The organism is Leifsonia sp. SIMBA_070, assembly GCF_046534635.1.
Taxonomy (GTDB): Bacteria; Actinomycetota; Actinomycetes; order Actinomycetales; family Microbacteriaceae; genus Leifsonia.
In genome coordinates, this window is record NZ_JAWRYK010000001.1 from 1,494,418 (window position 1) to 1,520,502 (window position 26,085).

General features: G+C 70.9%; 21 protein-coding genes and 1 pseudogene. 14 read left to right on the forward strand and 8 right to left on the reverse strand.

Translation table 11 applies throughout. The features are described 5' to 3' along the window. Nucleotides 1-53: 53 nt before the first annotated feature. From SB754_RS06990 to SB754_RS07000, 3 genes are read right to left on the reverse strand one after another with little or no spacing between them, the layout of a single operon-like run. Entirely contained in the window at nucleotides 54-1,148 is a 1,095-nt protein-coding gene (locus SB754_RS06990) for an FUSC family protein (RefSeq protein ID WP_410781616.1), read from the reverse strand. A 9-nt stretch (nucleotides 1,149-1,157) separates the two neighbouring features. Then, on the reverse strand, nucleotides 1,158-2,264 hold the full coding sequence (locus SB754_RS06995; RefSeq protein WP_410781617.1) for a winged helix DNA-binding domain-containing protein: 1,107 nt from the start codon (nucleotides 2,262-2,264) through the stop codon (nucleotides 1,158-1,160). Between the two features lie 44 nt (nucleotides 2,265-2,308). Next, nucleotides 2,309-3,409, reverse strand: a complete 1,101-nt coding sequence (locus tag SB754_RS07000) for an App1 family protein (RefSeq protein WP_410781618.1) — start codon at nucleotides 3,407-3,409, stop codon at nucleotides 2,309-2,311. Between the two features lie 201 nt (nucleotides 3,410-3,610). Here SB754_RS07000 and SB754_RS07005 point away from each other — a divergent pair, with 201 nt between their 5' ends. The 5 genes from SB754_RS07005 to SB754_RS07025 all read left to right on the forward strand — a co-directional run bounded on the left by SB754_RS07005 (nucleotide 3,611) and on the right by SB754_RS07025 (nucleotide 7,842). Beyond that, a complete protein-coding gene (locus SB754_RS07005) occupies nucleotides 3,611-4,267 on the forward strand; it encodes a TetR/AcrR family transcriptional regulator (RefSeq protein ID WP_410781619.1) in 657 nt (218 codons plus the stop codon). Between the two features lie 260 nt (nucleotides 4,268-4,527). Continuing rightward, a complete protein-coding gene (locus tag SB754_RS07010; RefSeq protein WP_410781620.1) occupies nucleotides 4,528-5,427 on the forward strand; it encodes an ABC transporter ATP-binding protein in 900 nt (299 codons plus the stop codon). Further along, nucleotides 5,424-6,113 carry an ABC transporter permease gene (locus SB754_RS07015; RefSeq protein WP_410781621.1) on the forward strand — a complete coding sequence of 230 codons (690 nt, stop codon included), beginning with the start codon at nucleotides 5,424-5,426 and terminating at the stop codon, nucleotides 6,111-6,113. Before SB754_RS07010 ends, SB754_RS07015 begins: the two co-directional genes overlap by 4 nt. Continuing rightward, nucleotides 6,110-6,850 (forward strand): ABC transporter permease, encoded by a 741-nt coding sequence (locus tag SB754_RS07020; protein WP_410781622.1) that lies wholly within the window; start codon nucleotides 6,110-6,112, stop codon nucleotides 6,848-6,850. The genes SB754_RS07015 and SB754_RS07020 overlap by 4 nt, the downstream gene beginning before the upstream one ends. 65 nt (nucleotides 6,851-6,915) lie before the next feature. After that, entirely contained in the window at nucleotides 6,916-7,842 is a 927-nt protein-coding gene (locus SB754_RS07025; protein WP_410781623.1) for an ABC transporter substrate-binding protein, read from the forward strand. Between the two features lie 69 nt (nucleotides 7,843-7,911). Here SB754_RS07025 and SB754_RS07030 read toward each other — a convergent pair whose 3' ends face one another. Beyond that, on the reverse strand, nucleotides 7,912-8,868 hold the full coding sequence (locus SB754_RS07030) for a M56 family metallopeptidase (RefSeq protein WP_410781624.1): 957 nt from the start codon (nucleotides 8,866-8,868) through the stop codon (nucleotides 7,912-7,914). Further along, nucleotides 8,865-9,233 carry a BlaI/MecI/CopY family transcriptional regulator gene (locus SB754_RS07035; protein WP_410781625.1) on the reverse strand — a complete coding sequence of 123 codons (369 nt, stop codon included), beginning with the start codon at nucleotides 9,231-9,233 and terminating at the stop codon, nucleotides 8,865-8,867. Before SB754_RS07035 ends, SB754_RS07030 begins: the two co-directional genes overlap by 4 nt. 91 nt (nucleotides 9,234-9,324) lie before the next feature. Here SB754_RS07035 and SB754_RS07040 point away from each other — a divergent pair, with 91 nt between their 5' ends. The 4 genes from SB754_RS07040 to cydC are packed head-to-tail and all read left to right on the forward strand — an operon-like array spanning nucleotide 9,325 to nucleotide 15,102. Then, nucleotides 9,325-10,737 carry a cytochrome ubiquinol oxidase subunit I gene (locus tag SB754_RS07040; protein ID WP_410781626.1) on the forward strand — a complete coding sequence of 471 codons (1,413 nt, stop codon included), beginning with the start codon at nucleotides 9,325-9,327 and terminating at the stop codon, nucleotides 10,735-10,737. Between the two features lie 13 nt (nucleotides 10,738-10,750). Continuing rightward, nucleotides 10,751-11,782: a cytochrome d ubiquinol oxidase subunit II gene (gene cydB, locus SB754_RS07045; RefSeq protein WP_410781627.1), complete on the forward strand. Its 1,032-nt coding sequence runs from the start codon at nucleotides 10,751-10,753 to the stop codon at nucleotides 11,780-11,782. Between the two features lies 1 nt (nucleotide 11,783). After that, entirely contained in the window at nucleotides 11,784-13,433 is a 1,650-nt protein-coding gene (cydD, locus tag SB754_RS07050; protein WP_410781628.1) for a thiol reductant ABC exporter subunit CydD, read from the forward strand. After that, entirely contained in the window at nucleotides 13,426-15,102 is a 1,677-nt protein-coding gene (gene cydC, locus SB754_RS07055; protein WP_410781629.1) for a thiol reductant ABC exporter subunit CydC, read from the forward strand. The genes cydD and cydC overlap by 8 nt, the downstream gene beginning before the upstream one ends. Before the next feature lie 138 nt (nucleotides 15,103-15,240). Here cydC and SB754_RS07060 read toward each other — a convergent pair whose 3' ends face one another. Next, the gene (locus tag SB754_RS07060; protein WP_410781630.1) at nucleotides 15,241-16,038 is read right to left on the reverse strand and encodes an aminotransferase class IV; all 798 of its coding nucleotides are present in this window, start codon (nucleotides 16,036-16,038) and stop codon (nucleotides 15,241-15,243) included. A gap of 18 nt (nucleotides 16,039-16,056) precedes the next feature. Here SB754_RS07060 and pabB point away from each other — a divergent pair, with 18 nt between their 5' ends. The 5 genes and pseudogenes from pabB (at nucleotide 16,057) to holA (ending at nucleotide 24,572) form a co-directional block, all read left to right on the forward strand. Then, on the forward strand, nucleotides 16,057-17,442 hold the full coding sequence (gene pabB / locus SB754_RS07065; protein ID WP_410781631.1) for an aminodeoxychorismate synthase component I: 1,386 nt from the start codon (nucleotides 16,057-16,059) through the stop codon (nucleotides 17,440-17,442). Between the two features lie 135 nt (nucleotides 17,443-17,577). Then, nucleotides 17,578-20,193 (forward strand): leucine--tRNA ligase, encoded by a 2,616-nt coding sequence (gene leuS / locus SB754_RS07070; RefSeq protein ID WP_410781632.1) that lies wholly within the window; start codon nucleotides 17,578-17,580, stop codon nucleotides 20,191-20,193. Between the two features lie 109 nt (nucleotides 20,194-20,302). Further along, complete coding sequence (locus tag SB754_RS07075; RefSeq protein WP_410781633.1) at nucleotides 20,303-21,070, forward strand: ComEA family DNA-binding protein; 768 nt, start codon at nucleotides 20,303-20,305, stop codon at nucleotides 21,068-21,070. 368 nt (nucleotides 21,071-21,438) lie between these two features. Then, a pseudogene (locus tag SB754_RS07080) lies at nucleotides 21,439-22,875 on the forward strand (ComEC/Rec2 family competence protein); the annotation flags it as partial. Nucleotides 22,876-23,531: 656 nt separating this feature from the next. Then, entirely contained in the window at nucleotides 23,532-24,572 is a 1,041-nt protein-coding gene (holA, locus tag SB754_RS07085) for a DNA polymerase III subunit delta (RefSeq protein WP_410781634.1), read from the forward strand. A gap of 155 nt (nucleotides 24,573-24,727) precedes the next feature. Here the strand turns inward: holA and rpsT are convergent, their stop codons facing one another. Together rpsT and SB754_RS07095 are read right to left on the reverse strand one after the other, a co-directional pair. After that, a complete protein-coding gene (gene rpsT, locus SB754_RS07090) occupies nucleotides 24,728-24,988 on the reverse strand; it encodes a 30S ribosomal protein S20 (protein ID WP_410781635.1) in 261 nt (86 codons plus the stop codon). Between the two features lie 163 nt (nucleotides 24,989-25,151). Continuing rightward, complete coding sequence (locus SB754_RS07095) at nucleotides 25,152-26,033, reverse strand: NAD-dependent epimerase/dehydratase family protein (RefSeq protein ID WP_410781636.1); 882 nt, start codon at nucleotides 26,031-26,033, stop codon at nucleotides 25,152-25,154. Nucleotides 26,034-26,085 lie beyond the last annotated feature (52 nt).

The window sequence follows — 26,085 nt, forward strand, 5'->3', positions numbered from 1 at the left end:
ACGCTGGGCCGCAGATCTCCGACGCAGCGACCCGATGCGCGCCGCGGCCGCGTTCACGCCGCAGAGGCGTCGTGTCCGGCGATCTCCACGTGGATGCGGCGCAGGTCCTCCACCAGCGAACCGATCAGCACCCAGTGCCGCGGGTCGGGCGTGGCGACCGTCAGCGGAGCCGTGAGCACCGGGACGCCCGCCGTCTCGGTGCCCGGCTCCACGATCGGCTCGTCGGGGTCGCGCGCAAGCAGCCGGAGGTCGTGCGCGGCCCGGTGCAGCTCGCCGGCGATGGCGTGGATGGTCGGCTCGGCGGCGAGGCTGTCGTCGTAGTGGTCGTGGTAGGCGCGCGTCATGCCGAGGGTGCGGTTGATCAGCGGCCGGAGGCTGTCGAACAGTTGCTGGTCGTGCTCCAGGTAGACGCGGTGCTTCCGCTGGCGGGGGTTCAGGGAGAGGCTGTCGCCGGCCGCGGTGAGCGCCGCCTGCGCCTTCGCCTCCATCGGCCGCAGCAGGCGCGCCTCGATCAGCAGGGCATCCAGTTCTCCTCGCGTGTGCTCGGTGGTGAGCGCGTCGGCGAGGCGGTCGAGGGTGGAGGCGATCTCCGTTCCGAGGGCGACGACCGACTGGCGGGCGGGGGCGGTCAGCACGGGAGGGACGATCGCGACGTTGACGATGACGCCGACCGCGGCGCCCAGGACGGTCTCGACGATGCGCGCGAGCGCGTACTCCGGGTCCGAGGCTCCGATCGCCAGCACCAGCATCGCCGTGATGGGCACTTGGTTGGCGGTGCCGGGCGTCAGCCGGAGCGCCCACGCGAGCAGGACCGACACGACGACGGCGAGCAGGACGATCCAGCTGTTCGTTCCGAAGACCAGCCCGATCAGGTACGCGACGACGACCCCGCCGATCACGCCGAGTGAGCGTTCGATCGCCCGTCCCACGGACTGGTTCACGCTCGGCTGCACGACGAGCAGGGCCGCGATGGTGGCGAAGATCGGTAGTTCGCCGTGGACGAAGACACTGGCGACGCCCCACGCGACGATCATGGCGACCGCCGTCTTCACGACCTGCAGGAAGGGCGAGCGGGTCGAGGTGCGGATGGTGGCAGGGAGGGCGATGCCGGCCGGAAGCCGGCGCCGGGAGGAGCTGGAGCGTGCCACCCCTCAACGCTACCCGGCGTAGCGGGTGTACGCCTTCGCCGCCCGGTCCAGCCTGCGTGCACGGGCATCGCTCAGCGGAACGAAGGGCAGCGGGACGACGCGCGTGCCGTCGCGCCGCCAGGTTCCGACGATGCGGCCGCCCGCGACGATCAGCGGCTGGAAGACGCCGTTGCCGCCGGGGACGATCGCCTCGGCGTGCTCCTCGTCGAGGATCGGGGAACGGTCCTGGTACCCGAGCAGGTATTCGTCGAACGCGGGCAGCAGGTGCACCGCATCCTTCTCGGCTCGGGAGGCCCGTGTCGCGGTCGCGCGCTCGGCGAGCTCCGCTGCGACGAGGTACTCCGTGCCGTCGGTCTCGAGCGTCGCCAGGGCGTCGCCCAACTCGGCCCGCGCCGCTTTGGCCGCGCCCACCGTGCCTTTGGTCCACCAGACGAAGTCGCGCAGCGTCGCCGGACCGTGCCCGATCAGGTAGCGGAGCAGGAATTGCGCATTGGCCTCGGCGGCGTCGAGCGGAGGCGGAGGTGGAGCCCACTCGTCGAGCAGTACGAGGGCCTGCGTCGGCATGCCGTTGCCGCTGCGGACCACCGGCCCCCAGCACAGCAGGCCGGTCTGTGCGAGGAAGTAGATCAGGTGATAGCCGCGCTGCCCGGTGGTGGCGACGCCGGCGGACTCCCACAGTGCCATCAGTTCCGCCCGGCTGATGCTGCCTCCGCCCTCCAGCTCGGCGGTGACGATGTCTGCGGCACGGGCGAAGTCGGGCGCGGACAGTCCGAGCTGCTCCTGGCGTCGGCCCAGGCTCGCGACCATGCGGTCCATCGTGACCGAGAGCATCCAGCGGAAGTCCTCAGGAGCCACGAAGTGCAGCGTTCCCCGCATCGGCCAGGAGCGGATGATGCGGCCGGCATCGAGCTCGGCGAGCACATCGGCCAGGGTCGCATCGGTCGTCCGGACCGCCAGCGCCCAGCAGCCTGCGGCGAAGTCCTGGCCCTGCAGCGCGAGCATCCGGCGCACGACGGCGGCCGGATCGGGATCACGAGGCCCGTCGATGGCCTGCGCCAGCCGGCGCATCCGGAGGAGGTCCGCACGGCTGGCGCGGACGGCGTGGCCGACTGACATGGAGCCAGCCTGCCAGACACCGCCGACAGAACGCTCGGCGGCCGCTACGGCAGCAGGCCGAGCTCGGTGAGCTGCTCGCTGAGACCCGCGCCGTCGGGCGCGTAGACCCACGGCGTCCCGGAGAGCTCCGTGTGCTTCTCCGCCTTCGACCGTCCACCGGCGAGCACCGCCTCGCCGCTCGACAGCTGCCGGATGGCGACCGCCGCGACGTTCTGGGGATGCGCGACGGTGAACTCGCCGTACAGGTCTTCGTCGTGCTGGCCGTCGTCGCCGACGAGCAGCCATTTCAGTCCGGGGAACTCCTGCGCGAGGCGTTCGAGGCTGGTCCGCTTGTGCTCGCGCCCGCTGCGGAACCAGCGGTCGTGCGTCGGACCCCAGTCGGTGAGGAGCAGGGGGCCGGCAGGGAACAGATTGCGCGAGAGGAACCGGCTCAGCGTCGGGGCGACGTTCCAGGCCCCGGTGGAGAGGTAGATGACCGGGGTTCCGGGATGGGCGGCGGCCAGTCGTTCGAGCAGCACCGACATCCCGGGCGTGGGAACCCGCGCGTGCTCGTCGAGGACGAACGTGTTCCACGCGGCCAGCAGCGGCCGGGGGAGGGCGGTCACCATCACGGTGTCGTCCACGTCGGAGATGACGCCGAAGGTGGCCTTCGGATCGAGGATGAAGACGGGCGACTCGAAGACGCGCGTCGACTCCGCCGTGGAGAGCCGCACAGTGTGCCAGCCGGGGGTCAGCTGAACGGGGATCACGGTGTCGATGACGCCGCCCCGGTCGGTCGTCACCTCGTGGCGCTCGCCTTCGATCTCGACCGTCACCGTCATCTCGGCGAGCGGCACGCTGATGAACGACCGCCAGCCCCGGATCGACTCCTCGCGCTTGCGGTGCAGCCGCTCGGCGCGGCTGCCGGGCCGCGGGTCCTTGGCGAGCACGACGCGGCCGAGGATGCGCACCCAGGTGGGCGATCCGTAGCCGGTGTACGGGACGACCGTTGCGAGGAAGCCCCGCTTGCGCGCCCGCCGTGCGCGGAACTCGTGGAAGGCGTCCTCGATGCGCGCAGCGCGGTGCATGATCGGCTCGACGGCCGCTCCGCGACGGACGACGGGGTCGCCGGAGGCCTTGTCGGGGAGCGATTCGGAGGAGGCCATCTGACTCATTTTCACACGGAGTGAACGTGCGCACGAATGCATCCCCCAGATCTGGGGGACTGTTTCTGCGGCGCGTCGAAGGGTATTCCCCAGCGGAAGTGAGGTTTCCACGAATATGATCGGGTCAGTGCGACGATGATCTCGTCGCCGGGCTGGGGACCCGAACACCGCCTTGATCGACTGAGAAAAGGAGTCGCCCTCGTGCCCATCAACGACCTGGTCGCGGGACAGAGCACCGTCGGAGCACCACTGGTTCGCACGGAGCCCATCCAGGAACGCAGCGCCGCACGCATCGATGCGCTGCTCGACGCGGCAGCCGCCGTCGTCGACGAGATCGGTTTCGACCGGCTGACCACGGCGATGGTCGCCGAGAGGGCCGGCGCGTCCATCGGCACCGTCTACCGCTACTTCCCCGACCGCATCGTGCTCCTCCAGGCGCTGCGCGACCGAGCACTGCTGCGCTACCGCCACTCCGTTGTCCAGGCGATCGACGCGCAGAAGCCGGAGCACTGGTGGAACGCCGTCGAAGCCGCCATCGACGCCTTTGTGGACATGTTCCGCACCGAGGCCGGCTTCCGCATCATCCGCTTTGCGGACGCCGAGCGCGCCGGAGCGTCCGAGGAGGAGGTCGCGCGCGAGACGGGATTCGCCCCGCAGTTCGCGCAGATCCTCTCCGACGAGTACGGCCTCCCGGCCGGAGAAGACCTCGCGTTCCGCCTCGAGGTGGTGGTCGAGATCATGGACTCCCTGATCAACCGCGCTTTCGTAGAAGACGCGAATGGCGACGAGCGGTACATCTCCGAAGCCCGCACCGTCGCGCGCGAGTACCTCGAACGACGGTTCGACACCCAGGACTGATTTCCGCGCTGCGGGAATGTCGGTGGTCGGTGGCAAGTTGCCATGCACACGGGCGTGCGCTCCGAACAGAGTTCGCACACACCGAACGGCCACGTCACCGAACGAAGGGGGGCCGGAATGCGACCGACCCTGAACGTCACGATTCGTCTCTTTTCATTGCCAAAACGCCGAGGGTTTGTTTGGGTTGACGAGATGTCCGTGACAGCCCCTGCCTCTCTCCACGCTCCGGAGCGCGTCATCCCGGCGAGCGGAGGGCTGTCGTGATCGAGTTCCGTGGCGTGACGAAGCGCTTCCCTGACGGGACGCTGGCCGTCGACGACTTCTCGCTCGTGATCCCGTCCCGCAAGATCACGGTCCTGGTAGGTTCGTCCGGGAGCGGCAAGACCACCATCCTGCGGATGATCAACCGCATGGTCGACCCGACCTCGGGTTCGATCGAGATCGACGGTGAAGACGTGCTCTCGCTGAAGCCCGTGGCACTGCGGCGGTCGATCGGGTACGTGATGCAGAACTCCGGGCTGCTCCCGCATCGCAAGGTCGTCGACAACATCGCGACCGTTCCGCTGCTCAAAGGCGTGAAGAAGAAGGATGCGCGCGAGCGCGCGCTGCAGCTCATGGACACCGTCGGGCTGGAGCGTTCGCTCGCCGACCGGTACCCCAGTCAGCTCTCCGGCGGCCAGCAACAGCGTGTCGGCGTTGCACGCGGGCTGGCGGTCGACCCCAACATCCTGCTCATGGACGAGCCGTTCGGCGCCGTCGACCCCATCGTGCGCGACGACCTCCAGAACGAGCTGCTGCACCTGCAGCGCGACCTCGACAAGACCGTCGTGTTCGTGACCCACGATATCGACGAGGCCTTCAAGCTCGGCGACCAGGTCGTCATCTTCCGCAAGGGAGGCGTCGTCGCCCAGAAGGGCACGCCGGCCGAGATCCTGGCAGACCCCGTCGACGACTTCGTGGCGTCCTTCGTCGGTACCGATCGCGGGCGGCGCGCTCTGCACATCGAGCAGACGTCCACGGGTACGGTGCTCGTCGACAGCGACGGCCGTGCCGCAGGCGTGCTCGCCGACGGCTCCCACAGCGGCGCCGTTCCCTCCGAGGCAAAGGCCGTGACCGTTTCGGTCGCGGGTGCTCCGGCGCAGGGTGAGGACGCGTCGTGAGTTTTCTGTGGTCGAATCTCGGCCAGGTCTGGAATCTCACGGTCTCGCACGTGTGGCTCGCCGCGCTTCCGATCGTCATCGGTTTCGTGGTGTCCCTGCCGATCGGCTGGGTGGCGAATCGTTACCGGCTGACGCGCGGGACGCTGCTGACGATCAGCGGCATCCTGTACGCCATCCCGTCTCTGCCGTTCTTCTTCGCGATGCCGGCTCTGCTCGGCACGCAGATCCTGTCGCCTATCAACGTCGTGGTCGCGCTGAGCATCTATGCGCTCGCGCTCATGGTGCGCACGACGGCCGATGCGCTCGCGTCCGTGCCCGGCGACGTCCTGCAGTCGGCGACAGCGGTCGGTTTCGCGCCCTGGCGACGGTTCTGGACGGTCGAGCTGCCGCTCGCCGGACCGGTTCTGCTTGCGGGACTCCGGGTGGTGTCCGTCAGCACGGTGAGCCTGGTGAGCGTCGGCGCGCTGCTCGGTGTTCCGAACCTCGGCTTCCTGTTCACGGACAGCCTGAACCGCTACTACCCGGAGGAGGCCGTCGTCGGGATCGTCCTGATCATGATCCTGGCATTGGTGTTCGACCTCGTCCTGGTGGGCATCGGGCGACTGTCGATGCCCTGGACGCGCGCCGATCGGCGGTCCAAGCGGCTCAGCAGCCGGGCAGCGATGAAGGCGGTGAGCGGCGCATGACCGACGTCCTCGCCGCGTTCGGGTGGATCTTCGACCCGGCGAACTGGGTCGGCCCGAGCGGCATCCCCGTCCGGCTCGGCGAGCACATCGTCTACTCGCTGCTGACCCTGCTGCTCGCCGCGGCGATCGCGTTGCCGATCGGTTTCGCCATCGGTCACAGCGGGAAGTTCCGCGGGCTCGCGGTCGGTGTGTCCGGCGCTCTCCGGGCGCTCCCGACCCTGGGTCTGCTGATCTACCTTGCGCTGATCACGACGAACCTGACGATCGTCCCTCCGCTGATCGCGCTGACGATCCTCGCCATCCCGCCGATCCTCGCGGGGGCGTACTCCGGCCTGGAGTCGGTCGACCGAGCGCCGATCGACGCCGCGCGGGCCATCGGCATGACCGGTTGGCAGGTGTTCGCCAAGGTCGAGTTGCCGCTTGCGCTGCCCCTGGTCATCGGAGGCATCCGCTCCGGCGCCCTGCAGGTCATCGCCACCTGGACCGTGGCCGCCATCCTGCCGGTCGGCGGCCTCGGGCGCTTCCTGTTCGACGGGATCGCCGTCCAGAACTATCCGGAGATGCTCGGCGGCTCGATCATCGTCGTCGCGCTCGCTCTGGTGTCGGACGGCCTGTTCGCCCTCGTCCAGAGGCTCGTGGTCCCGCGCGGCGTGATCGCCGGGCGCGTCCGCGACACGTCGGACGGAGGCGGCCGGTCCCCGCACGCACCGGCCCCTCAGGGCGCGACCACCACCTAGACCTGCCCTTCCATTCCCCGCACACCCAGCCTCCCCGACCGGGAGAACCCAAGAGAAGAGAGATCATGTTCGCATCGAAGAAGAGCCGCCTCGCGGCCGGCGTTCTCGCCGCCGGGGCGCTGCTCGCGCTCAGCGCCTGCTCCTCCGGGGGCGGCGCGTTCAGCACCGGTTCCGCGTCGTCGTCCGGCGACACCGTCACCGTGGGGTCCGCCGCGTTCGGCGAGTCCGAGATCCTCATGCAGATCTACGGCCAGGCCCTCGCGGCCAACGGCGTGAAGGTGGCCTACAAGCCGAGCATCGGCCAGCGCGACGTCTACCTGAAGGCACTGCAGGACGGCTCCATCGACCTCATCCCCGAGTACAGCGGCAACCTGCTCCAGTTCTACGACAAGAACAGCACCGCCACCTCGAGCGACGACGTCTTCGCCGCCCTCAACGACGCGCTGCCCAAGGGCTACGAGGTGCTCGACCAGTCGGAGGCCCAGGACGCCGACTCGTACAACGTCACCAAGGAGTTCTCCGACAAGTACAAGGTGACCAGCCTCGACGACCTGAAGAACGTCACCGTGCCGCTGACCGTCGGCGCCAACCCCGAGTTCGGGACGCGGCCCTACGGCATCCCGGGCCTCAAGTCGGCGTACGGCGTCACCGCGACGCTCAAGCCGATCAGCGACTCCGGCGGCCCGCTGACCGTCGCCGCGCTGAAGAACGGCGACGTGCAGCTGGCCGACATCTACACGACCACTCCGGCCATCAAGGACAACGGATTCGTGACCCTCAAGGACCCGAAGAACCTGATCGCCGCGCAGAACATCGTGCCGCTGATCAACACCTCCAAGGCCTCCGCAAAGGTCAAGGACGTGCTGAACAAGGTCTCAAAGGAGCTCACGACGAGCGACCTGATCGACATGAACAGCGAGAACCAGGGCTCGAGCAAGACCCAGCCCGACGCGGTCGCCAAGAAGTGGCTGCAGGATCATCCGATCAAGTAGCGACCACCCGGTCTCAGCGAAGCGGCGGCTCGGATTCCCGGGCCGCCGTTTCGCGCATCCGGAGCCGGCTCAGCTCAGCAGGATGACGAGCGGTGGGACGATCACCAGGAGCACCGTCGCGGCCACCACGGCGAGGCGCAGCGCCGGTCCGACGGTGCGTCGCCCGGTGGTCAGCCGCTCCTCCCGTGCGACCAGAGCGGCGCGCCGCTGTTCCGGGGTGCGCCGGTCCTTCGGCGCGCCGAGCGCCGCACCGGCAGGGCCGGTCGCGTCGACGAGCCGGATCGCCTCGGCCAGTACGGCATCGCCGGAGACGCGGCGAGCCGTGTCGTCCGCCAGCATCTCCAGCAGCAGTGCGACGGCGTCCTGCGCCCGAGTGGCGATCGGGAACCACGGCAGCGAGCGTTTCCAGGACCGGAAGGCATCCAGCAGCAGGTGGTGCTTCTGCCGCAGGTGGGCGCGTTCATGGGCGACCACGGCATCCAGCTGGGCGGGGGAGAGCAACTCGATCATGCCCTCGGAGAGGACCGTGACGCTGCGGGCGCCGGGAAGGCAGTACGCCGCGGGCGCCGGGTGGTCGATCACGCGCGTGCTCGGCGTGTCCGGCAGCGGGGAGGAGAGCAGCCGCAGCAGCTCCATGTGACGGTGGCGCTGATTGCGGCTCCGCACGGAGGTCAGTGCGAGGTTGAGCACCAGATGCGCCGTGAGGAGGACCGCCGCGCTCAGCAGGAACGCGTTCAGGAGGCTGACCGCAGGCGGCAGCGGACCGTGGAACAGTGAGGCCGCAGCGCCGCCGATCCTGCTCCACAGGTCGACCCCGAAGGGCAGCAGGCCCGCCAGCAGCAGCGAGCCGATCATCGAGATGCCGCCGGCGAGGGCGATGGACTGCCAGAGCGCCACCGCGAGCACAGGGGCCGCCGACGGCCATTTCGCGCGAGCGAGCAGCAGAGGGACGGGCCACGCCAGGGCCACGGCCAGCGCGCCCAGCAGGATCGCACCGGCGAGCGGTGCGACGGGGTCGGTGCTCACACGCTGCGCGCGTCGAGCAGGCGGCGCAGCACCTCGGCCTCGGATTCGTCGACCGAGCCGACGAAGTAGGCGAGCGCCTCCGTGCGGTCGCTGGAGGACTCCAGCACTTCGCGCATCAGGTCGGCGACGTGCCCGGCCCGGGTGAGGGCAGCGTAGTAGAGGTGCGGGCGGGCGTCGCGGTCGCGGCCGACGAAGCCTTTCGACTCCAGACGGGACAGCACCGTCATGATCGTGGTGAGCGCCGGCGCCTTCCCGGTGTCGCGCGACGCGGCGAGCTTGTCGCGCAGGTCTCCCGCGCTGATCGGCGCGTCGCCGTCCCACAGGGCGTCCATGACGGCCCGTTCGAGTTCTCCGAGATTGGCCACGCATCCAGAGTAACCCGAACCGGCTGAGAATGTTCTACACTCTGTAGAAGTAGAAGTTCTACGCAGTGTAGAAGTATCCGGGAGGATGCACGTGAACGAACTGCTGGACCCGCTCCTGCTGTCGCGCTGGCAGTTCGGGCTCACCACGATCTACCACTTCCTGTTCGTGCCCCTGACCATCGGACTGGTCACCTGCACCGCCATCTTCCAGACCGCGTGGTACCGGACGGCGAAGCCGCACTACCTCCAGCTGACCCACTTCTTCGGCAAGATCTTCCTCATCAACTTCGCGATGGGCGTGGTCACCGGCATCGTGCAGGAGTTCCAGTTCGGCATGAACTGGTCGAACTACTCCCGCTTCGTCGGCGACATCTTCGGGGCTCCGCTCGCGCTGGAGGGGCTGCTCGCGTTCTTCCTGGAGGCCACGTTCATCGGCCTCTGGATCTTCGGCTGGGACCGCCTCCCGCGGGGCCTGCACCTGGCGACCATCTGGGTCGTCTCGGTCGGCAGCATCCTCTCGGCCTACTTCATCCTCGCCGCGAACGCGTTCATGCAGAACCCGGTCGGCTACCAGCTGAACGCCGCGAAGGGCCGTGCCGAGCTGACCGACCTGTGGGCGGTCCTCACCAACAAGGTCGCGCTTGCCGCCTTCCCGCACACGATCTTCGGCTGCTTCATGGTGTCGGCCGGACTCATCATCGCGGTCGCCGCGTGGCATCTGTCGCGCAACCGCCACCTCGACACCATGCGCCCCGCCCTGAAGTTCGGCCTCTGGCTGATGGTCGGCGCCGGGATCGGCACCGTGCTCAGCGGGGACCAGCTCGGCCTCGCCATGGTCGAGACCCAGCCGATGAAGATGGCGGCCGCGGAGGCGCTCTACAAGACCTCGACGGGAGCCGACGCCTCCTTCTCGATCTTCACGCTCGGCACCCCCGACGGCGTGCACGAACTGTTCTCGATCCGCATCCCGTACCTGCTGTCGTTCCTCTCGACGCACACCCTCACGGGCACGGTGGAGGGCATCAACGACCTGCAGGCGCAGTACACCCAGCTCTACGGTCCCGGCGACTACACCCCGGTCATCTGGGTCACGTACTGGGCGTTCCGCTGGATGATCGGGCTCGGCTCGCTGCACATCCTGATCGCACTCGTCGGACTCTGGATGACACGCAAGGGCCGGACACCGTTGCGGCCCTGGATGTGGAAGATCGCGATCTGGGCGATGCCGCTGTCGCTCGCGGCCATGATCGTCGGCTGGGTCTTCACCGAGATGGGCCGCCAGCCCTGGCTCGTGTTCAGCCTGATGAAGACGGCCGACGGCGTCTCGCCGGGCACCAGCGGGCTGGAGGTGCTGATCTCGCTCATCGCCTTCACCGCCGTCTACGGCACCCTCGCGGTGGTCGAGTTCCGGCTCATCAAGCGCGCGGCCCAGAAGGGCCCTGCGCCCATCGACGAACACCTCGACGAGGCCGGTGAGCCGGTCCCGGTCGCGACGGTCTACTAGAAGGAGCACGGCAATGGATCTCGCAGTTCTCTGGTTCGGCATCGTCGCGTTCTTCTTCGTCGGCTACTTCGTGCTCGACGGCTTCGACTTCGGCGTCGGGATGGCGCTGCCGTTCCTCGGACGGGACGACGTCGACCGTCGCGTCATGATCAACACCATCGGCCCGATCTGGGACCTCAACGAGACGTGGGTCATCGTCGCGGGCGCTGCGCTCTTCGCCGCCTTCCCGGAGTGGTACGCAACGCTGTTCAGCGGCTTCTACCTGGCGCTGCTGCTCATCCTGCTGGCGCTCATCGTGCGCGGGGTGTCCTTCGAGTACCGGCACCAGCGCGACAGCGCACGGTGGAAGAAGTGGTTCGACGGCATGATCACGGTCGGCTCGGCGCTTCCCGCCTTCCTGTGGGGCGTCGCGTTCGCCAACATCGTGCAGGGTGTGGCCCTGGATGCGCACTACGACTACACCGGCAGCTTCTTCGACCTGCTGAATCCGTACGCCCTGCTCGGAGGCCTGACCACGCTCCTGCTGTTCTTCACGCACGGAGCGGTCTTCCTCTCGCTGAAGACGGACGGCGACCTCCGGCTGCGTGCCCGCCGCCTGGCATCCCGCTCCGGTGCTGCAGCCATCGTGGTGGCTGCGGTGTTCCTCGGTTGGACGGCCGTTGCGCATTTCTCGGTCGCGTTCCTGGTGCTGGCCCTGCTCGCGGCCGTCGCGCTGGTCGCCTCCTGGGTCGCCAACCTGCACGGAGCGGAGGGCTGGTCGTTCGCCTTCATGGCGGCGACGATCGCCCTGGCCGTGGTGTCCCTGTTCGCGGCGCTCTTCCCGAACGTGATGCCGTCGTCGCCGAACCCGGAGAACAGCCTGACGATCGCGAACGCGTCGAGCTCGCAGACGACGCTGACGGTCATGACCTGGGTCGCCGGCTTCTCGCTGCCGCTCATCCTGGTGTACCAAGGCTGGACCTACTGGGTGTTCCGCAAGCGCGTGACGCGCGAGCACATCCCTGATCACCCCGTCGAGGCCGAAGCGCCATCGGTGGTGGCCTGACATGCGACCGCTCGACCCGCGCCTCCTCCGCTACGCGTCCTCCACGCGCGGCACCCTCGCCGCTGGTGGGGTGCTCGCGGTGCTCCAGACCCTCTCGATCATCGCGTTCGCCTGGCTTGTCACCGGCCTGGTGGTGCGGGCGATCGCGGGGGAGCCGGTCGCCTCGCTCGGCGTCACGCTGGGATTGCTCATTGCGGTCATCGTGGTGCGCGGAGTGCTGTTCTGGGCTGTGGAAGCCGTCGCGACGCGGGGTGGCGCCCGGGCCGTCGGGCAGCTGCGGGAGCGCCTGGTCGACTCCATCGGACGGCTCGGTCCGGGATGGACGGCGCGCCGCAGCAGCGCCGACGTCACGCTGATCGCGGGCCGGGGGATGGAGGCGCTCGACGGCTACTTCGCGAAGTACCTCCCGCAGCTCATCGCGACGGCGGTGGCGACGCCGCTGCTCGTCGTGACGATCGGCTGGCGGGATCTCACCAGCGGGATCGTCCTGCTCGTGACGCTGCCCCTCATCCCGGTGTTCATGATCCTGGTCGGCTGGGCGACGCAGACGGCGCAGCAGCGCCAGTGGCGGGCCCTGTCGCGGTTGTCCAGCGGCTTCCTCGACGTGGTGGCGGGGCTGTCGACGCTGAAGCTCTTCGGCCGCCAGCACCGGCAGGAGGCGCGCATCCGCCAGGTGAGCGAGGAGTACCGGGTGCACACCATGCGGGTGCTGCGCATGTCGTTCCTCTCCGGCTTCGTGCTCGAGCTGGCGGCAAGCCTGTCGGTCGCTGTGATCGCGGTGACGATCGGACTGCGACTGCTCGGCGGATCCCTGGACCTGTCGGTGGGCCTGTTCGTGCTGCTGCTGGCGCCCGAGGCGTTCCTTCCGCTCCGGAATGTGGGTGCGTCGTACCACGCGGCGGCCGAAGGGATCGAGGCCGCGGCGAACGCCTTCGCGGTGATCGAGGAGGCGGAGGCGCAGGCGATAGCGGTGCCGGGCGAGCGCGCGTCTCACCGCGCGGTCGCGCAGCCCGCCGGGCTCGTCTTCGACGACGTCACGATCGCGTACGACGACCGTACGGTGGTCGACGGGTTCTCCGCGACCGTCCCGCCCGGTTCGCTGGTGGCGCTGCGTGCGCCGAGCGGATCCGGGAAGTCGACGCTCATCGCCGGCCTGCTCGGCTTCGTGCCGGTCGACGGCCGGATCGTTGCGGGCGGCCGCGAGGACGCCACCGGCCGTCGTGACGCGGTGGCCTGGGCCGGCCAGCGGCCTGGACTCGTCTCGGGGACCATCTCGGAGAACGTGGCCCTCGGCGACCCGACCCCGGATGCGGAGGGTGTCGCCCGCGCGCTGCGCGAGGCAGCCGCTGGCGAGCTCGCCCCGGCGACGATCGTCGGCACGGGAGGAGCGGGTCTCTCCGGGGGGCAGGCGCAGCGCGTCGGGATCGCCCGCGCGCTCTACCGCCTGCGGTCGCGCGGGTGCAGCGCCCTCGTGCTCGACGAGCCAACGTCGGCTCTGGACGCGGCGACCGAGCGGCGCCTGCTCGACGCGCTCCGTGAGGTGGCGGACGAGGGGGTCGCCGTGCTGGTGGCGAGCCACCGGGAGGCCGTGGCCGACGCCGCCGACGGCATCGTGACCCTGGGCGCCCGTCAGGAGGTGCTGCATGTCTGACGAGACGGAGGTCCGCCGCATCCTGCGCCTCGCGCTCCCTCCCGCCAGGAGGCTGTGGACGGCGATCGCCTTCGGCGTGCTGAGCGGTGCGTGCGCCGTCGCACTCCTCGGCGTGTCCGCCTGGCTGATCACGCGCGCCTCCGAGCAGCCCGCGATGATGTACCTCTCGCTGGCCGTCGTCGGCGTGCGGGCTTTCGCGCTGGGGCGCGCGTTCTTCCGCTACCTCGAACGGCTGGCCGGGCACGACGCGGCCTTCCGTCAGCTGGGAAGCGTCCGGGCGCGGCTGTACCGACGGCTCGAACCGCTCGCGCCGGACGGCCTGCGGGGCGTGCGATCGGGCGACCTGCTCACCCGGCTCGCGGACGACGTCGACGAGTTGCAGAACCTGGCGCTGCGCGTCGTCCAGCCGCTGGCGTCCGCGCTCGTCGTTGTGGCCGGAAGCGTCGTCGTGGCGTGGCTGATCCTCCCGGCGGCCGCCGCAGTGCTGCTCATCACGCTGGTCGCCGCGGTGATCGCCGGGGCGCTGGCGAACCGATGGGCCGCGGGAAGCGCCGAGCGCCGTATCGCTCCGCTGCGGGCCGACCTCAATGACGCCCTGCACGACTTGGTCGCGAACCTCGACGTGCTGACGGCGTACGGCGCGCTGCCTCGTGCGCAGGTTCGCGTTCGGGAGGCGAGCGCACGGCTGACCGTGGCCGCACGACGCCGGGCCGTCGGGCTGGCCGTTATGGCCGGCGCCGTCTCGCTGCTCGCGGGCGCGGCGACGATCGGCGGGCTGGCCGCCGCGGTTCCGGCCCTCGGCGCGGGGCTCCTGGACGCCCCCGGCCTCGCGGTGGTCGCGCTGCTGCCCCTCGCAGTGTTCGAGGTGTTCGGGGCCGTGCCGCCGGCGTTCGGCGCGTGGCGGAGCGTCCGTGCGGGCGCCGAGCGGATCGCTTCCGTCGCGCCCGCCACCGTGCCCGACGGCATCCCCGTCGATGCGGGGGATGCCCGAGTGTCCGCCGTCGACGGCGTGCCGGAGCTCCGGCTCGACGGACTCACGGCGCACTGGCCGGAGGCGGACGAGCCGGTGCTGCGGGACGTCTCCCTCCAGGTGCGGCCGGGGGAGCGCGTGCTGCTCACGGGGCCCACCGGTGCGGGCAAGACGGCTCTCGCGCACGTGCTCACCCGGCTGCTGGACCACACGGGGGTGTACCGGCTCGGCGGGGTGGAGACGGGAGGTCTGCGACAGGACGACGTGCGGGCCGTCGTCGGACTGGTGGAGCAGCGTCCGTACCTGTTCGACGCCGACCTGAGGCAGAACCTCCTGTTCGCGCGCGACACGGCGACGGACGACGAGCTCCTCGACGTCCTGCGGCGCGTCGGGCTGCGCGACTGGGCGCTCGAACGCGGCGGGCTGTCCGGGCCGGTCGGCGAGCGCGGCGCACTCGTCTCGGGAGGTCAGGCGCAGCGCATCGCGCTGGCGCGGGCTTTGCTGGCCGGCTTCCCGGTGCTGGTCGTCGACGAGCCGACGGCGAACGTGGATGCGTCGGCGGCGGACGCGATCGTGCGCGACCTGCTGACCACCGCTCAGGAGGACGGGCGCAGCGTGCTGCTCATCTCGCACACCGACGTGCCCACCGACCTCGTCGACCGCACTCTGCGGCTGGAGGCCGGCCGCCTGGTCGCGTGACGCCCGGTCCCGCGGCCGCCGGTCCCGGGGCCGCTGGTCCCGCGGGCGCCGGTCCCGGGGCCGCTGGTCCCGCGGGCGCCGAGTGGTGAGCAGATGTGGCAACTCGCTGAGAATACGAGCGACTACTCACCGCTCGATCTACGGGAGCGGCCGGGCGAGGGCGGCGAACCGCGCGCGCCAGGCGTCGGTGCGTGCCGCGTCGGTGGCGAGGACGGGACCGTCCACCCACGCGGTGACCGCGCGGATGCCGTGCAGCGCGTTCACCGCCCACAGCACCACGCCCTCCAACTGCGCCGGGCGTGCCTCCTCCTCGTCGACGGGGACCCCGAGCGCTGCGGCGATCCCGCGCACCGTCCGTGCCGCGACGCTGTCCACCCGCGGGAGCGACAGCGGCGGCGCGAACAGTTCGTCGCCGCGCCACCACAGCAGCGCGGTCGTCGAGCCGTCCGACACGAACCCCTCGTCGAGCAGGACCGCCTCCTGCGCGCCGCGGCGCTGCGCCCGCTGACGCGCGGCGTTCAGCCGGTCGATGTCCGGGCCCTTCAGGTGCGGCACCTGCCGCGGATCACGGTCGGCGGTCGCCACCACGAGGGATGCCGTCCGCTCCGGAGCAGGTCGTACCCGGGCGCGCAGCCGGAGCGCCTCCCGCGCCCGCACGAGCTCGATCCGGGGGAACCAGTCGCCCGTGTCCGGGAGCGCCGCCACCGCGGCATCCCAGAAGTCGGAGAGGTCACCTTGTGCGTAGCCCTGCTCGCGGGCGGACTCGACGAAGCGGGCCCGGTGCAGCCGCAGCGCGAGCGCGGTGCCGTCGTGGACCAGGAACGAGTCGGCGGCGAGCAGCTCCGTCTCGACCGTCTCGCAGTCGTCGCGCACCCGCAGCTCGCCGTCCGCCCAGTCGGCGAGGGTCGTCAGGGGCTCGATGCTGTGCGCGTCCACTCGCCCTAGGCTAGTCCGGTGGCCCTCCCGCTCCGCGTGCACCGCCTCGACGCCTGGGTCGACCCGGCCGACGCGTTCGTCGCGCTGTTCGGTGCGGCGGCAGAGGACGGCGCCGTGCTCGAGGATGCGGTGTGGCTCGACAGCGGTCCGGAGGCGGTCGACGGTCGCTCGTACATCGGCACGGGGCGCGTCCGGGCGACGGCGTCTGTGGCCGACGGCACGGCGACGCTGGCCGGTGTCACGTCGCCGGGCGGCATCCTGGACCTGCTGCGCCCCGACCTCGCTGCGCACGCTGCTCCCGATGCGCCTGGACATCCGCTGGGCTGGTGGGGCCGTCTCGGCTACGAGGCGGGAGCGGCGGCTGCCGGCGCGCCGGTCGCGGCGACCACCGGGTGGGATGCGGCGCTGCTCCTCGTGGACCGGCTGATCGCCTTCGACCATGCCGAACGGACGGTGGAGGTCGTGGCCGGCGACGACGAGGATGGCCGGGCCTGGATCGCGCACGCAGTCGCCGCGATCACCCCTGCGTCTTGCGCGGCGCGTGCGTACGAGGAGACCCATCCCGTGCCGTCGTCCCTCACGTCGTGGCGCGACGACGACGCCGGATACCTCTCCGCGATCGTCGCGTGCCAGGAGGCGATCCGCGCGGGCGACGCGTACCAGCTGTGCCTGACCAACCGGGCGGACGCCCGGACCGATGCCGATCCGCTCGCCGTCCACCTCCGGCTGCGCCGCTCCAGCCCCGCGCCACAGGGCGGCTTCGTCCGGATCGGTGGGGACGTCCTGGTCAGCTCCTCGCCCGAGGAATTCCTCCGGGTCACGGCCGACGGCCGCGTCCGCACGCGGCCGATCAAGGGAACGCGTCCCCGCGGCGCGACCCCGGAGGCGGACGCCGCCCTCCGCGCCGAACTCGTCGCGAGCGACAAGGAACGCGCAGAGAACGTCATGATCGTCGACCTGATGCGCAACGACCTCGGCCGGGTCTGCGAGGTCGGCTCGGTCGAGGTCAGCTCGCTGCTCGCCGTCGAGAGCTACGCGCAGGTGCACCAACTCGTCTCCACCGTGGAGGGACGGCTGCGGCCAGGCCTCGGCGCCGTGGACGCGGTCGCCGCCTGCTTCCCGGCCGGCTCGATGACCGGAGCGCCGAAGCTCAGCGCCATGCGCATCCTGAACCGGCTGGAGGGCGGGCCGCGCGGCGCGTTCGCCGGCTGCTTCGGCTACCTCGCGGCGGACGGGTCGGCTGCGCTCGCCATGGTCATCCGCAGCCTCCACTTCACGGCCGGCGCGGTCACGATCGGCGCGGGTGGCGGGATCACGGCGCTCTCGGTGCCCGAGGAGGAGCTGGAGGAGGTGCGCGTGAAGGCGGCCGCCCTGCTCGCGGCTGCGGGGCTCACCGTCCCGTGACTTCTGGGAACGGGCCGGGAACGGACTGGACACCGTCCGCGTTTAGTACTCTGGAGACCCGGGCCATCTCGCCCGGACCTCTTCCGTGCCGCCGAAATCCCGCCGCGGCACGACGGAACCGAGATTGAGAGTCACGTGGCACACGAGCACGACGCAGCCGGCAGTAAGGCCGCGAGCACCCCGCAGGACGCGACCGCCGAGCGCCCCCAGTACGATTTCGCGGCGATCCAAGAGAAGTGGCTCCCGGTCTGGGAAGACCTGCGCCCGTTCGCGACAGACGACCCCGCCGACAAGCGGCCGCGCAAGTACATCCTCGACATGTTCCCGTACCCGTCCGGCGACCTGCACATGGGCCACGCCGAGGCCTATGCGCTCGGCGACGTCGTCGCGCGCTACTGGCGCCAGCAGGGCTTCAACGTGCTGCACCCGATCGGCTGGGACGCCTTCGGCCTGCCCGCCGAGAACGCGGCGATCAAGCGCGGCCTCGACCCCCGCGGGTGGACGTACGACAACATCGCGCAGCAGAAGGCCAGCATGCGCCGCTACGCGCCCAGCTTCGACTGGGATCGGGTGCTGCAGACCTGCGACCCGTCGTACTACCGCTGGAACCAGTGGCTGTTCCTGAAGCTGTACGAGAAGGGGCTGGCGTACCGCAAGGCCAGCCAGGTCAACTGGTGCCCGTTCGACCAGACCGTTCTGGCCAACGAGCAGGTCGTCAACGGCCGCTGCGAGCGCTGCGACCACCTGGTCACCAAGAAGAAGCTGACCCAGTGGTACTTCCGCATCACCGACTACGCGGACCGCCTGCTGGACGACCTGAACCAGCTGGAGGGCGCCTGGCCGTCCAAGGTGATCTCGATGCAGCGCAACTGGATCGGCCGCTCCACCGGCGCCGACGTCACGTTCCAGATCGAGGGACGCGACGAGCCGGTCACCGTCTACACGACCCGGCCGGACACGCTGTACGGTGTGACCTTCATGGTCGTCGCGCCAGACTCCGACCTGGCCGCCGAGCTGGTGAAGGACGCGCGTCCGGAGGTCCGGAAGCGCTTCGACGACTATCTGGAGGCCGTGCGCGGCACCACCGAGATGGACCGGCTGAGCACGGAGCGCGAGAAGACCGGCGTCTTCCTCGAGCGTCACGCGATCAACCCGCTCACCGGCGAGCGCCTGCCGATCTGGGCGGCCGACTACGTGCTGAGCGACTACGGTCACGGCGCGATCATGGCCGTGCCCGCGCACGACCAGCGCGACCTCGACTTCGCGCGCGCCTTCGACCTGCCGGTGCGCGTGGTCGTCGACACCACGCAGCCGGTGACCGGCGCCATTCCGGTGATCCACATGGACCCGGTGACCGGCGAGCCCATCCTGCCGGAGGAGGCCGCGCTCGAGAACCCGTCCGAGACCGGTGCCGCGCTGACCGGCGAGGGCCGCCTGATCAACTCCGGGCCGTTCGACGGGCTCAGCAAGTCCAACGCCATCCGCCGGGTGACCGAGGCGCTGCAGGGCTCGAAGCTGGGCGCGGCGGCGAAGAACTTCCGGCTGCGCGACTGGCTGATCTCACGCCAGCGGTACTGGGGCACGCCCATCCCGATCATCCACTGCGAGCAGTGCGGCGAGGTGCCGGTTCCGGAGGCCGATCTGCCCGTTCTGCTGCCGCCGGCCGAGGGCCTGGACCTGCAGCCGAAGGGCACCAGCCCGCTGGGCGCGGCGACCGACTGGGTCAACGTCTCCTGCCCGAGCTGCGGCGGACCGGCCAAGCGCGACACCGACACGATGGACACGTTCGTCGACAGCTCCTGGTACTTCCTGCGCTTCCTGTCCCCGAACGACGACACCCAGGCGTTCGACCCGCGCGAGGCCGAGAAGTGGGCGCCCGTCGACCAGTACGTCGGCGGCGTGTCGCACGCCATCCTCCACCTGCTGTACGCCCGGTTCATCACCAAGGTGCTGTTCGACCTCGGCTACATCAGCTTCACCGAACCGTTCACCGCGCTGCTCAACCAGGGCCTGGTGCTCATGGACGGCTCGGCGATGTCGAAGTCGCGCGGCAACCTGGTGAAACTGTCCGAGCAGCTCGACGAGCACGGTGTGGATGCTGTGCGCCTGACGATGGCGTTCGCCGGACCCCCGGAGGATGACATCGACTGGGCAGACGTCTCGCCGGCCGGGAGCGCCAAGTTCCTGGCGCGTGCCTGGCGGATCGCCGACGATGTCACCAGCGCGCCGGACGTGGTGTGGAGGACGGGGGATGCGGCGCTGCGCCGCGTCACCCACCGCTTCCTCGCCGACGCCCCGGGACTGGTGGAGTCGTTCAAGTTCAACGTGGTCGTCGCCCGCCTGATGGAGCTGGTGAATGCGACCCGCAAGACGATCGACTCGGGTGCCGGCCCCGCCGACGCGGCGGTGCGCGAGGCAGCTGAGGTCATCGCGATGGCGCTCAACCTGTTCTCCCCGTACACGGCGGAGGACATGTGGCAGAAGCTCGGCTACGAGCCGTCCGTCGCGCTGGCGCAGTGGCGCAAGCCGGACCCGACGCTGCTGATCGAGGAGTCGGTCACGGCGGTCGTCCAGGTCGACGGCAAGGTGCGCGACCGGCTCGAAGTGTCCCCGAAGATCGCCTCCGACGACCTGGAGGCTCTGGCGCGCGGGTCTGAGGCGGTGAAGCGTTCCGTCGGTGACCGGGAGGTCGTGAACGTGATCGTGCGGGCGCCGCGTCTGGTGAACATCGCCACCAAGCCGCGGGGCTGATCACACGGGAGGGCGCCGGGTTGTCGTGCACAACCCGGCGCCCTCGTCGTTTCTCCACCGATCCCGGCTGCCGCCGGTGAGGCGCGTCCTGCCTTCCTAGCGTGGAGGGATGCGACACCGATCCGAGCAGAGCGACCAGAGCGCAGCCGTCGACGACTCCCCGCTGCAGACCGAGGGCCTGGATGCCGTCCCCAGCGAGAGGGAGCCGCCGGCGACGGGCCCATCGAGTCGCGTGCGGATCGGCGTCGGCGCGGCGGTGGTGCTCCTCATCGCGGCAGCCGTCGTGGCCGTCCTCATGTCGGCGGCGGCGCAACGGGGGGCCGAGGTCGCACTCCCGACGACCTCACCGGGAGCCGTCGGGTACACCGGGCCGCCGGGCTCGGCATCCGCGGAGCCGTCATCGGGCACGGCCGACCTGCTCGTCCACGTGGCCGGCGCGGTGCGGAAGGCAGGGCTGGTGGTCCTGCACCCCGGAGCCCGCGTCGTCGATGCGGTCGCCGCGGCGGGTGGTCTGAGCGACGAGGCCGACGCGGCGGGCATCAACCTGGCGCGGCCCGTGGCGGATGGCGAGCAGCTCGTCGTGCCGCGCGTGGGCGAGGCTCCCCCCGCGGGTGCGGGTGCCGGTGCGGGTGCCGGTGCTGTCGCGGGAGCGGCTGGGCCGGCCGGGGCGTCGGGAGCCGGTGGAGCGCCGGTGAACCTCAACTCCGCGTCCCAGGCCGATCTCGAGACCCTTCCGCGGATCGGCCCGGCTCTGGCGCAGCGCATCCTCGACTGGAGGCAGGCCAACGGCCGCTTCGCTCAGGCCACCGACCTCTTGAAGGTCTCCGGCATCGGCCAGAAGCTCTTCGACGGGCTCAAGGACCGGGTGGTGGTCTGATGCCCGACCTGCGGCTGGCCCTGCCCGCTCTCGCGCTGTGGATCTCGTGCGCGGTCCTCATCGCGGCGGCCGGTGCCGCGATGGCGGTGGCGGTGGCCGCCGGGACTCTCGCTCTCGCACTCTCACTCGCGCTCGTGCTCCCGCTCGTGGCGGTCCGTGCGAGCTCCCGCCAGGCTGGCGCAGGCGGTGGCGCCGGCCGACGGTTCCGTCTCGTACCCGGCGCCGCCGTCCTGCTGGCCGCGACGGCCCTCGGCGGCGTCGCCGTCACGGCTCAGGCTCCCGGCCGTGCCTCCGCGGGGCTGGATACGGCTGTCGAGCACTCGGACACGGTCCGGTTGACGATCCGGGTGGAACGCACACCGCACCGCATGGCAGGAGGCTTCGGCGATTCCCCCCGCTGGATCCTGCGCGGCCGAACCGTCGGCGACCCGGACTCGATTCCGGTCGCCCTGCAGTTCGATGCCTCGCTCCCGGAGGCGCGACGCCTGGCGCTGGGAGCCACCGTCCACGCCGCCGGGGTGCTTCGCAGAGAAGACCCGGGGGAGGCGATCGGGTACACCGTCCGCACATCCGGTACAGGCGCCGTCACAGTGGCGGGTCCGCCGCCGCCCTGGCTGTCCTGGGCGAGTGCCGCACGCACGACGTTCGCGACAGCGGCGGACAGGACTCCGGGCGGTGGAGGACTGCTGCTGCCGGGCCTCGCCATCGGCGACGAGACCGCGCTGTCGCCGGCGCTCGACGACGCGATGACGGCGTCGTCGCTCAGCCACCTCACCGCCGTCTCCGGTGCCAACTGCGCGCTCGTGATCGGGCTGGTGTTCGTGCTCGCACGCGCTCTGGGTGCGGGGCGACGTACGCGGATCATCGCCGCGGGCGTCGCTCTCGCCGGTTTCGTGGCCCTGGTCGGACCCGGCGCGAGCGTGATCCGTGCCGCAGCGATGGCGACGGTCGTCCTGATCGGGCTGGCGCGCGGTCGCCCGGCGGACGGGGTGCCCGCCCTGTCGCTCGCGATGATCGTCCTCCTGATCCAGGACCCCTGGCTGGCCCGCGACTACGGCTTCGCCCTGTCGGTGCTGGCCACGGCCGGGCTGCTCGTGCTGGCCGGACCGCTGGCGCGGCTGCTCACCCGCTGGCTGCCGCGCGCGCTCGCTCTCTCGATCGCCGTCCCGACGGCTGCCCAGCTGGCGTGCCAGCCCGTTCTGGTCCTACTGTCGCCGACGCTGCCGCTGTTCGGGATCCCGGCGAACCTGCTCGCAGAGCCCGCCGCGCCGATCGCGACGGTCCTGGGCTGTGTCGCGTGCGCTCTGCTTCCCTTAGCGCCGGCGCTGGGCGAGCTGGTCGTCCGGATCGCGTGGGTTCCCTCCGCGTGGATCGCACAGGTGGCGACGTTCGCCGCCGGGCTGCCCGGCGTCGCGCTGCCGTGGGCCGAGGGCGTGCTGGGTGTCGCGTTGAGCGCTGTCGTACTCGTCGGAATCGCTCTCCTGGTCTTCGCCGATCGTCTGCCACGGGCGGTCGCGATCGCAGCCGTGCTGGGACTCGGCGCTGGGGGCCTGGTCTACGTCGGCACCCTCGGCGGTGCCGCGGCCGGCCGCGCGACGGCCATCCCCGGCGACTGGCAGATCGCCGCCTGTGATGTCGGCCAGGGCGACGGTCTACTGCTGCGCGACGGCGATGCCGTCGCCATGATCGATGTCGGGCGCCATCCCGGACCGGCCGCGGCGTGCCTCGAGCGCCTCGGAGTTCAGCACCTCGACCTCCTGGTGCTCACGCACTTCGACGCCGATCACGTCGGCGGTGTCTCCGGAGTCGCCTCGCGTGCGGAACGCGCTCTCGTTCAGCGTCCGGTGCGCGACGCAGATGAACGGACGCTCCAGGTGTTGCGCGCAGCCGGCGTGCGACTCGAGGAGGGGCACGCCGGCCTCTCCGGGCGCATCGGCGGCATCAGCTGGCGTCTGCTCTGGCCGCCGGCGAGCGGTCCACCCGACCTGGAGACCGGCAACTCCGGGAGCCTCACGCTCGAGGCGGAGGGAGACGGCCTCCGGTCGATCTTCCTGGGGGACCTGGGGGAGGAGGCGCAGGACGCGCTGCTCGCGACGCGCGGCGTCCGCCCCGTCGACGTCGTGAAAATGGCCCACCACGGCTCAGCCGACCAGAGCCCGGCCCTCTATCGAGCCCTCGGGGCGAGAGTCGGCCTCGTCTCGGTCGGAGCGCACAACGGCTACGGCCATCCGACGCGACGCGCTCTGGACATCCTCGTCTCCTGCGGCATCGCCGCCGAGCGCACGGACGAGCAGGGACTCATCCTCGTGTCGCCGGGGAAGTCGGGGACGGCGGGGACGGCGGGGACGGCGGGCATCCGGGTGTGGAGCGAACGAGCGGCGGCCGTGACTGCCGGTGGTCGCCTCTATCCTGGATACGGGAGGCCGGGCGGCCCGGTCTCCGCAGCGGAACGAGGAGGCACGTGGCGACCCGAGCCAGCAGCAGAGGTGGTGCAGCCAAGGCGCGCCCCGCTGCAAGCGCGATCCCGCAGCTCCCGTGGAACCAGGTGCGCCCCGCTCCGATCGTGCTGGTCACCGGCGCGGAGGGCTTCCTCGCCGACCGAGCGGTCCGCGCGCTGCGCGACGCGCTCAAGGCCGACGACCCCAGCCTCGAGATCAGCGACCTCCACGCGGGGGACTACGCGCCGGGAGAACTGCTCACCCTCGCGAGCCCCTCCCTGTTCGGTGAGCCGCGGATGATCCGGGTCGAGGCCGTCGAGAAGTGCAACGACGCGTTCCTCGCCGACATGCTCGACTACCTGAACGCGCCCGCCGACGGCACCGTCGTGACCCTGCGCCATGGCGGAGGGGTCCGCGGCAAGAAGCTGCTCGACGCCATCCGTGCGGGCACGGGCGGTGGCATCGAGATCGTCTGCGCCGAGTTGAAGAAGGACTCCGACAAGTACGACTTCACCCAGGCCGAGTTCGCCTCAGCCGGACGCAAGATCACCCCCGGAGCCCTCCGGGCCATCACCTCCGCGTTCTCCGACGACCTCGCAGAGCTCGCTGCCGCCTGCCAGCAGCTGCTCTCCGACTCGGCGGAACAGATCACCGAGGCGACGGTCGACAAGTACTACGGCGGCCGTGTCGAGACGAACGCCTTCCAGGTCGCCGACGCGGCGATCGCCGGCCGCCACGGCGAAGCGCTGGTCACGATGCGTCACGCGCTGGCCTCCGGCGCCGACCCTGTCCCGATGGTGGCCGCGTTCGCGAGCAAGATCCGCACGATGGCGAAGCTCTCCGGCGCACGCGGGGGATCCGGCCAGCTCGCCCAGCAGTTCGGCCTCGCCCCGTGGCAGGTCGACCGGGCGCGCCGAGACCTCCAAGGCTGGACCGAGGACGGTCTGGGCCGCTGCATCGAACTGCTCGCCGAGACCGACGCGAACGTGAAGGGCGGCGGGCGCGACCCGGTGTTCGCCCTGGAGCGGATGATCCGCGTGGTCAGCGCCCGCGGGCGCGACTAGCGGAGAGACGGCGGCGGCTGGCGGCAGTGCGCCTGACGGCAGCGCTGCTGACGCCGGCGAGCGCTCCGGACATGCAGCGAGCCCCCGCCCGGGACCGTGGTCCTGGGGCGGGGGCTCGCTCGCGGCGCGGGACAGGTCCCGCGGTCGGTCGTCGCTCAGAGTGCGGCGACCTGCTTGGCGATCGCAGACTTGCGGTTCGCCGCCTGGTTCTTGTGGATGACGCCCTTGCTGGCCGCCTTGTCGATCTTCTTCGCGGCGAGACGCAGCGCCGCGGTCGCCTTCTCCTTGTCGCCGGAGACGACAGCCTCACGGGTGGAGCGGATGGCGGTCTTGAGCTCGCTCTTGACGGCCTTGTTGCGCTCCTGCGCCTTCTTGTTCGTGCGGTTGCGCTTGATCTGCGACTTGATGTTTGCCACGAGTGGTCACCTTCGTTGTTGATGAGTTAGGGATGTGCCGCTCAGCGGAGAGGGCGCCTTGCGGCGTTTCGTGCGGACACATCCACACGCAAGCCAACAAACAACTCTACCAGCGGGTCGCGCCTCGCGCCAAAAGCAGTGGAGGGGCAACCCGTCCGGCGGGTCAGACCCGCGCGGGCGCGTAGGAGCCGACCAGCAGTTCCTCCAGCAGCGACGGCCCGTTCGGCTCCCAGCCGAGGTCGATCCGCGCCGTCGTCCCACGCGCCTGCTGGTCGAGCAGCAGCGCGTCCGCGAGCGACTCGCCCAGACGCGAGCGGGACTCGTCCACCGGCTCCGCGACGACACCACCGGCGATGCCCGCCGCCTGGGCGGCCGTCTCGCCGAGCTCGCGCACGGTCGGGTTCTGCCCGCCCGCCCCGATGTACGTCGCACCGGCCGTGCCGTGCTCCAGGGCGAGCACGTAGAGGGCCGCCAGGTCGTCGACGTGGACGGTGGCCCAGTGCTGCGAGCCGTCGCCGATGAGACGCAGGGCGGGCGTCGTGCCCTCACCGCGCGGCGCATCCACGATCACGTTTGCGAGGCCCTTCCCGTAGCCGTACACGATCGATGGCACCACGACGATGCCTCGGACGTCCTCCGCCTCGCGCACCAGGGTCTCCCCGGCGCCGCGCCACGCGGTGAGCGCAGGCGGGGCGACCGGAGAGTCCTCGCCGATGTCGTCGTTGGAGCCGTACGTCCAGATGCCGCCGGTGTGGACGAACGACTTTCCCGTGCCCGCGAGGCCGGTGAGCACGGCGGGCACCAGCACGGCGTCCACCTCCTTGCCGGAGGCCAGGTGGATGACGCCGTCGCTGTCGCGAGCCGCGCTCTCCACGAGCGACGCGTCGCTCGCGTCGCCGATCAGCGCCCTGGCACCGGCGGATTCGACGATGGCGGCCTTGTCCGCGTCGCGCACCAGCGCGGTCACAGCGTGGCCCTCGTCGAGGAGGCGGGGGAGGACGGAGGATCCGATGAAGCCGGTCGCGCCGGTGAGGAGGATGTTCATAATCGTCCACAACGCGGGCCGACCGTGGACATTCCCCAGATCCTTCGCCGCC

Bases quoted from the DNA above. Each gene is read 5' to 3' on its own strand.
- SB754_RS07020 (WP_410781622.1), top strand. From the start codon at position 6,110: ATGACCGACGTCCTCGCCGCGTTCGGGTGGATCTTCGACCCGGCGAAC.
- cydD (WP_410781628.1), top strand. From the start codon at position 11,784: ATGCGACCGCTCGACCCGCGCCTCCTCCGCTACGCGTCCTCCACGCGC.
- SB754_RS07095 (WP_410781636.1), bottom strand. From the start codon at position 26,033: ATGAACATCCTCCTCACCGGCGCGACCGGCTTCATCGGATCCTCCGTC.
- cydC (WP_410781629.1), top strand. From the start codon at position 13,426: ATGTCTGACGAGACGGAGGTCCGCCGCATCCTGCGCCTCGCGCTCCCT.
- SB754_RS07075 (WP_410781633.1), top strand. From the start codon at position 20,303: ATGCGACACCGATCCGAGCAGAGCGACCAGAGCGCAGCCGTCGACGAC.
- SB754_RS07000 (WP_410781618.1), bottom strand. From the start codon at position 3,409: ATGGCCTCCTCCGAATCGCTCCCCGACAAGGCCTCCGGCGACCCCGTC.
- SB754_RS06995 (WP_410781617.1), bottom strand. From the start codon at position 2,264: ATGTCAGTCGGCCACGCCGTCCGCGCCAGCCGTGCGGACCTCCTCCGG.
- SB754_RS07025 (WP_410781623.1), top strand. From the start codon at position 6,916: ATGTTCGCATCGAAGAAGAGCCGCCTCGCGGCCGGCGTTCTCGCCGCC.
- cydB (WP_410781627.1), top strand. From the start codon at position 10,751: ATGGATCTCGCAGTTCTCTGGTTCGGCATCGTCGCGTTCTTCTTCGTC.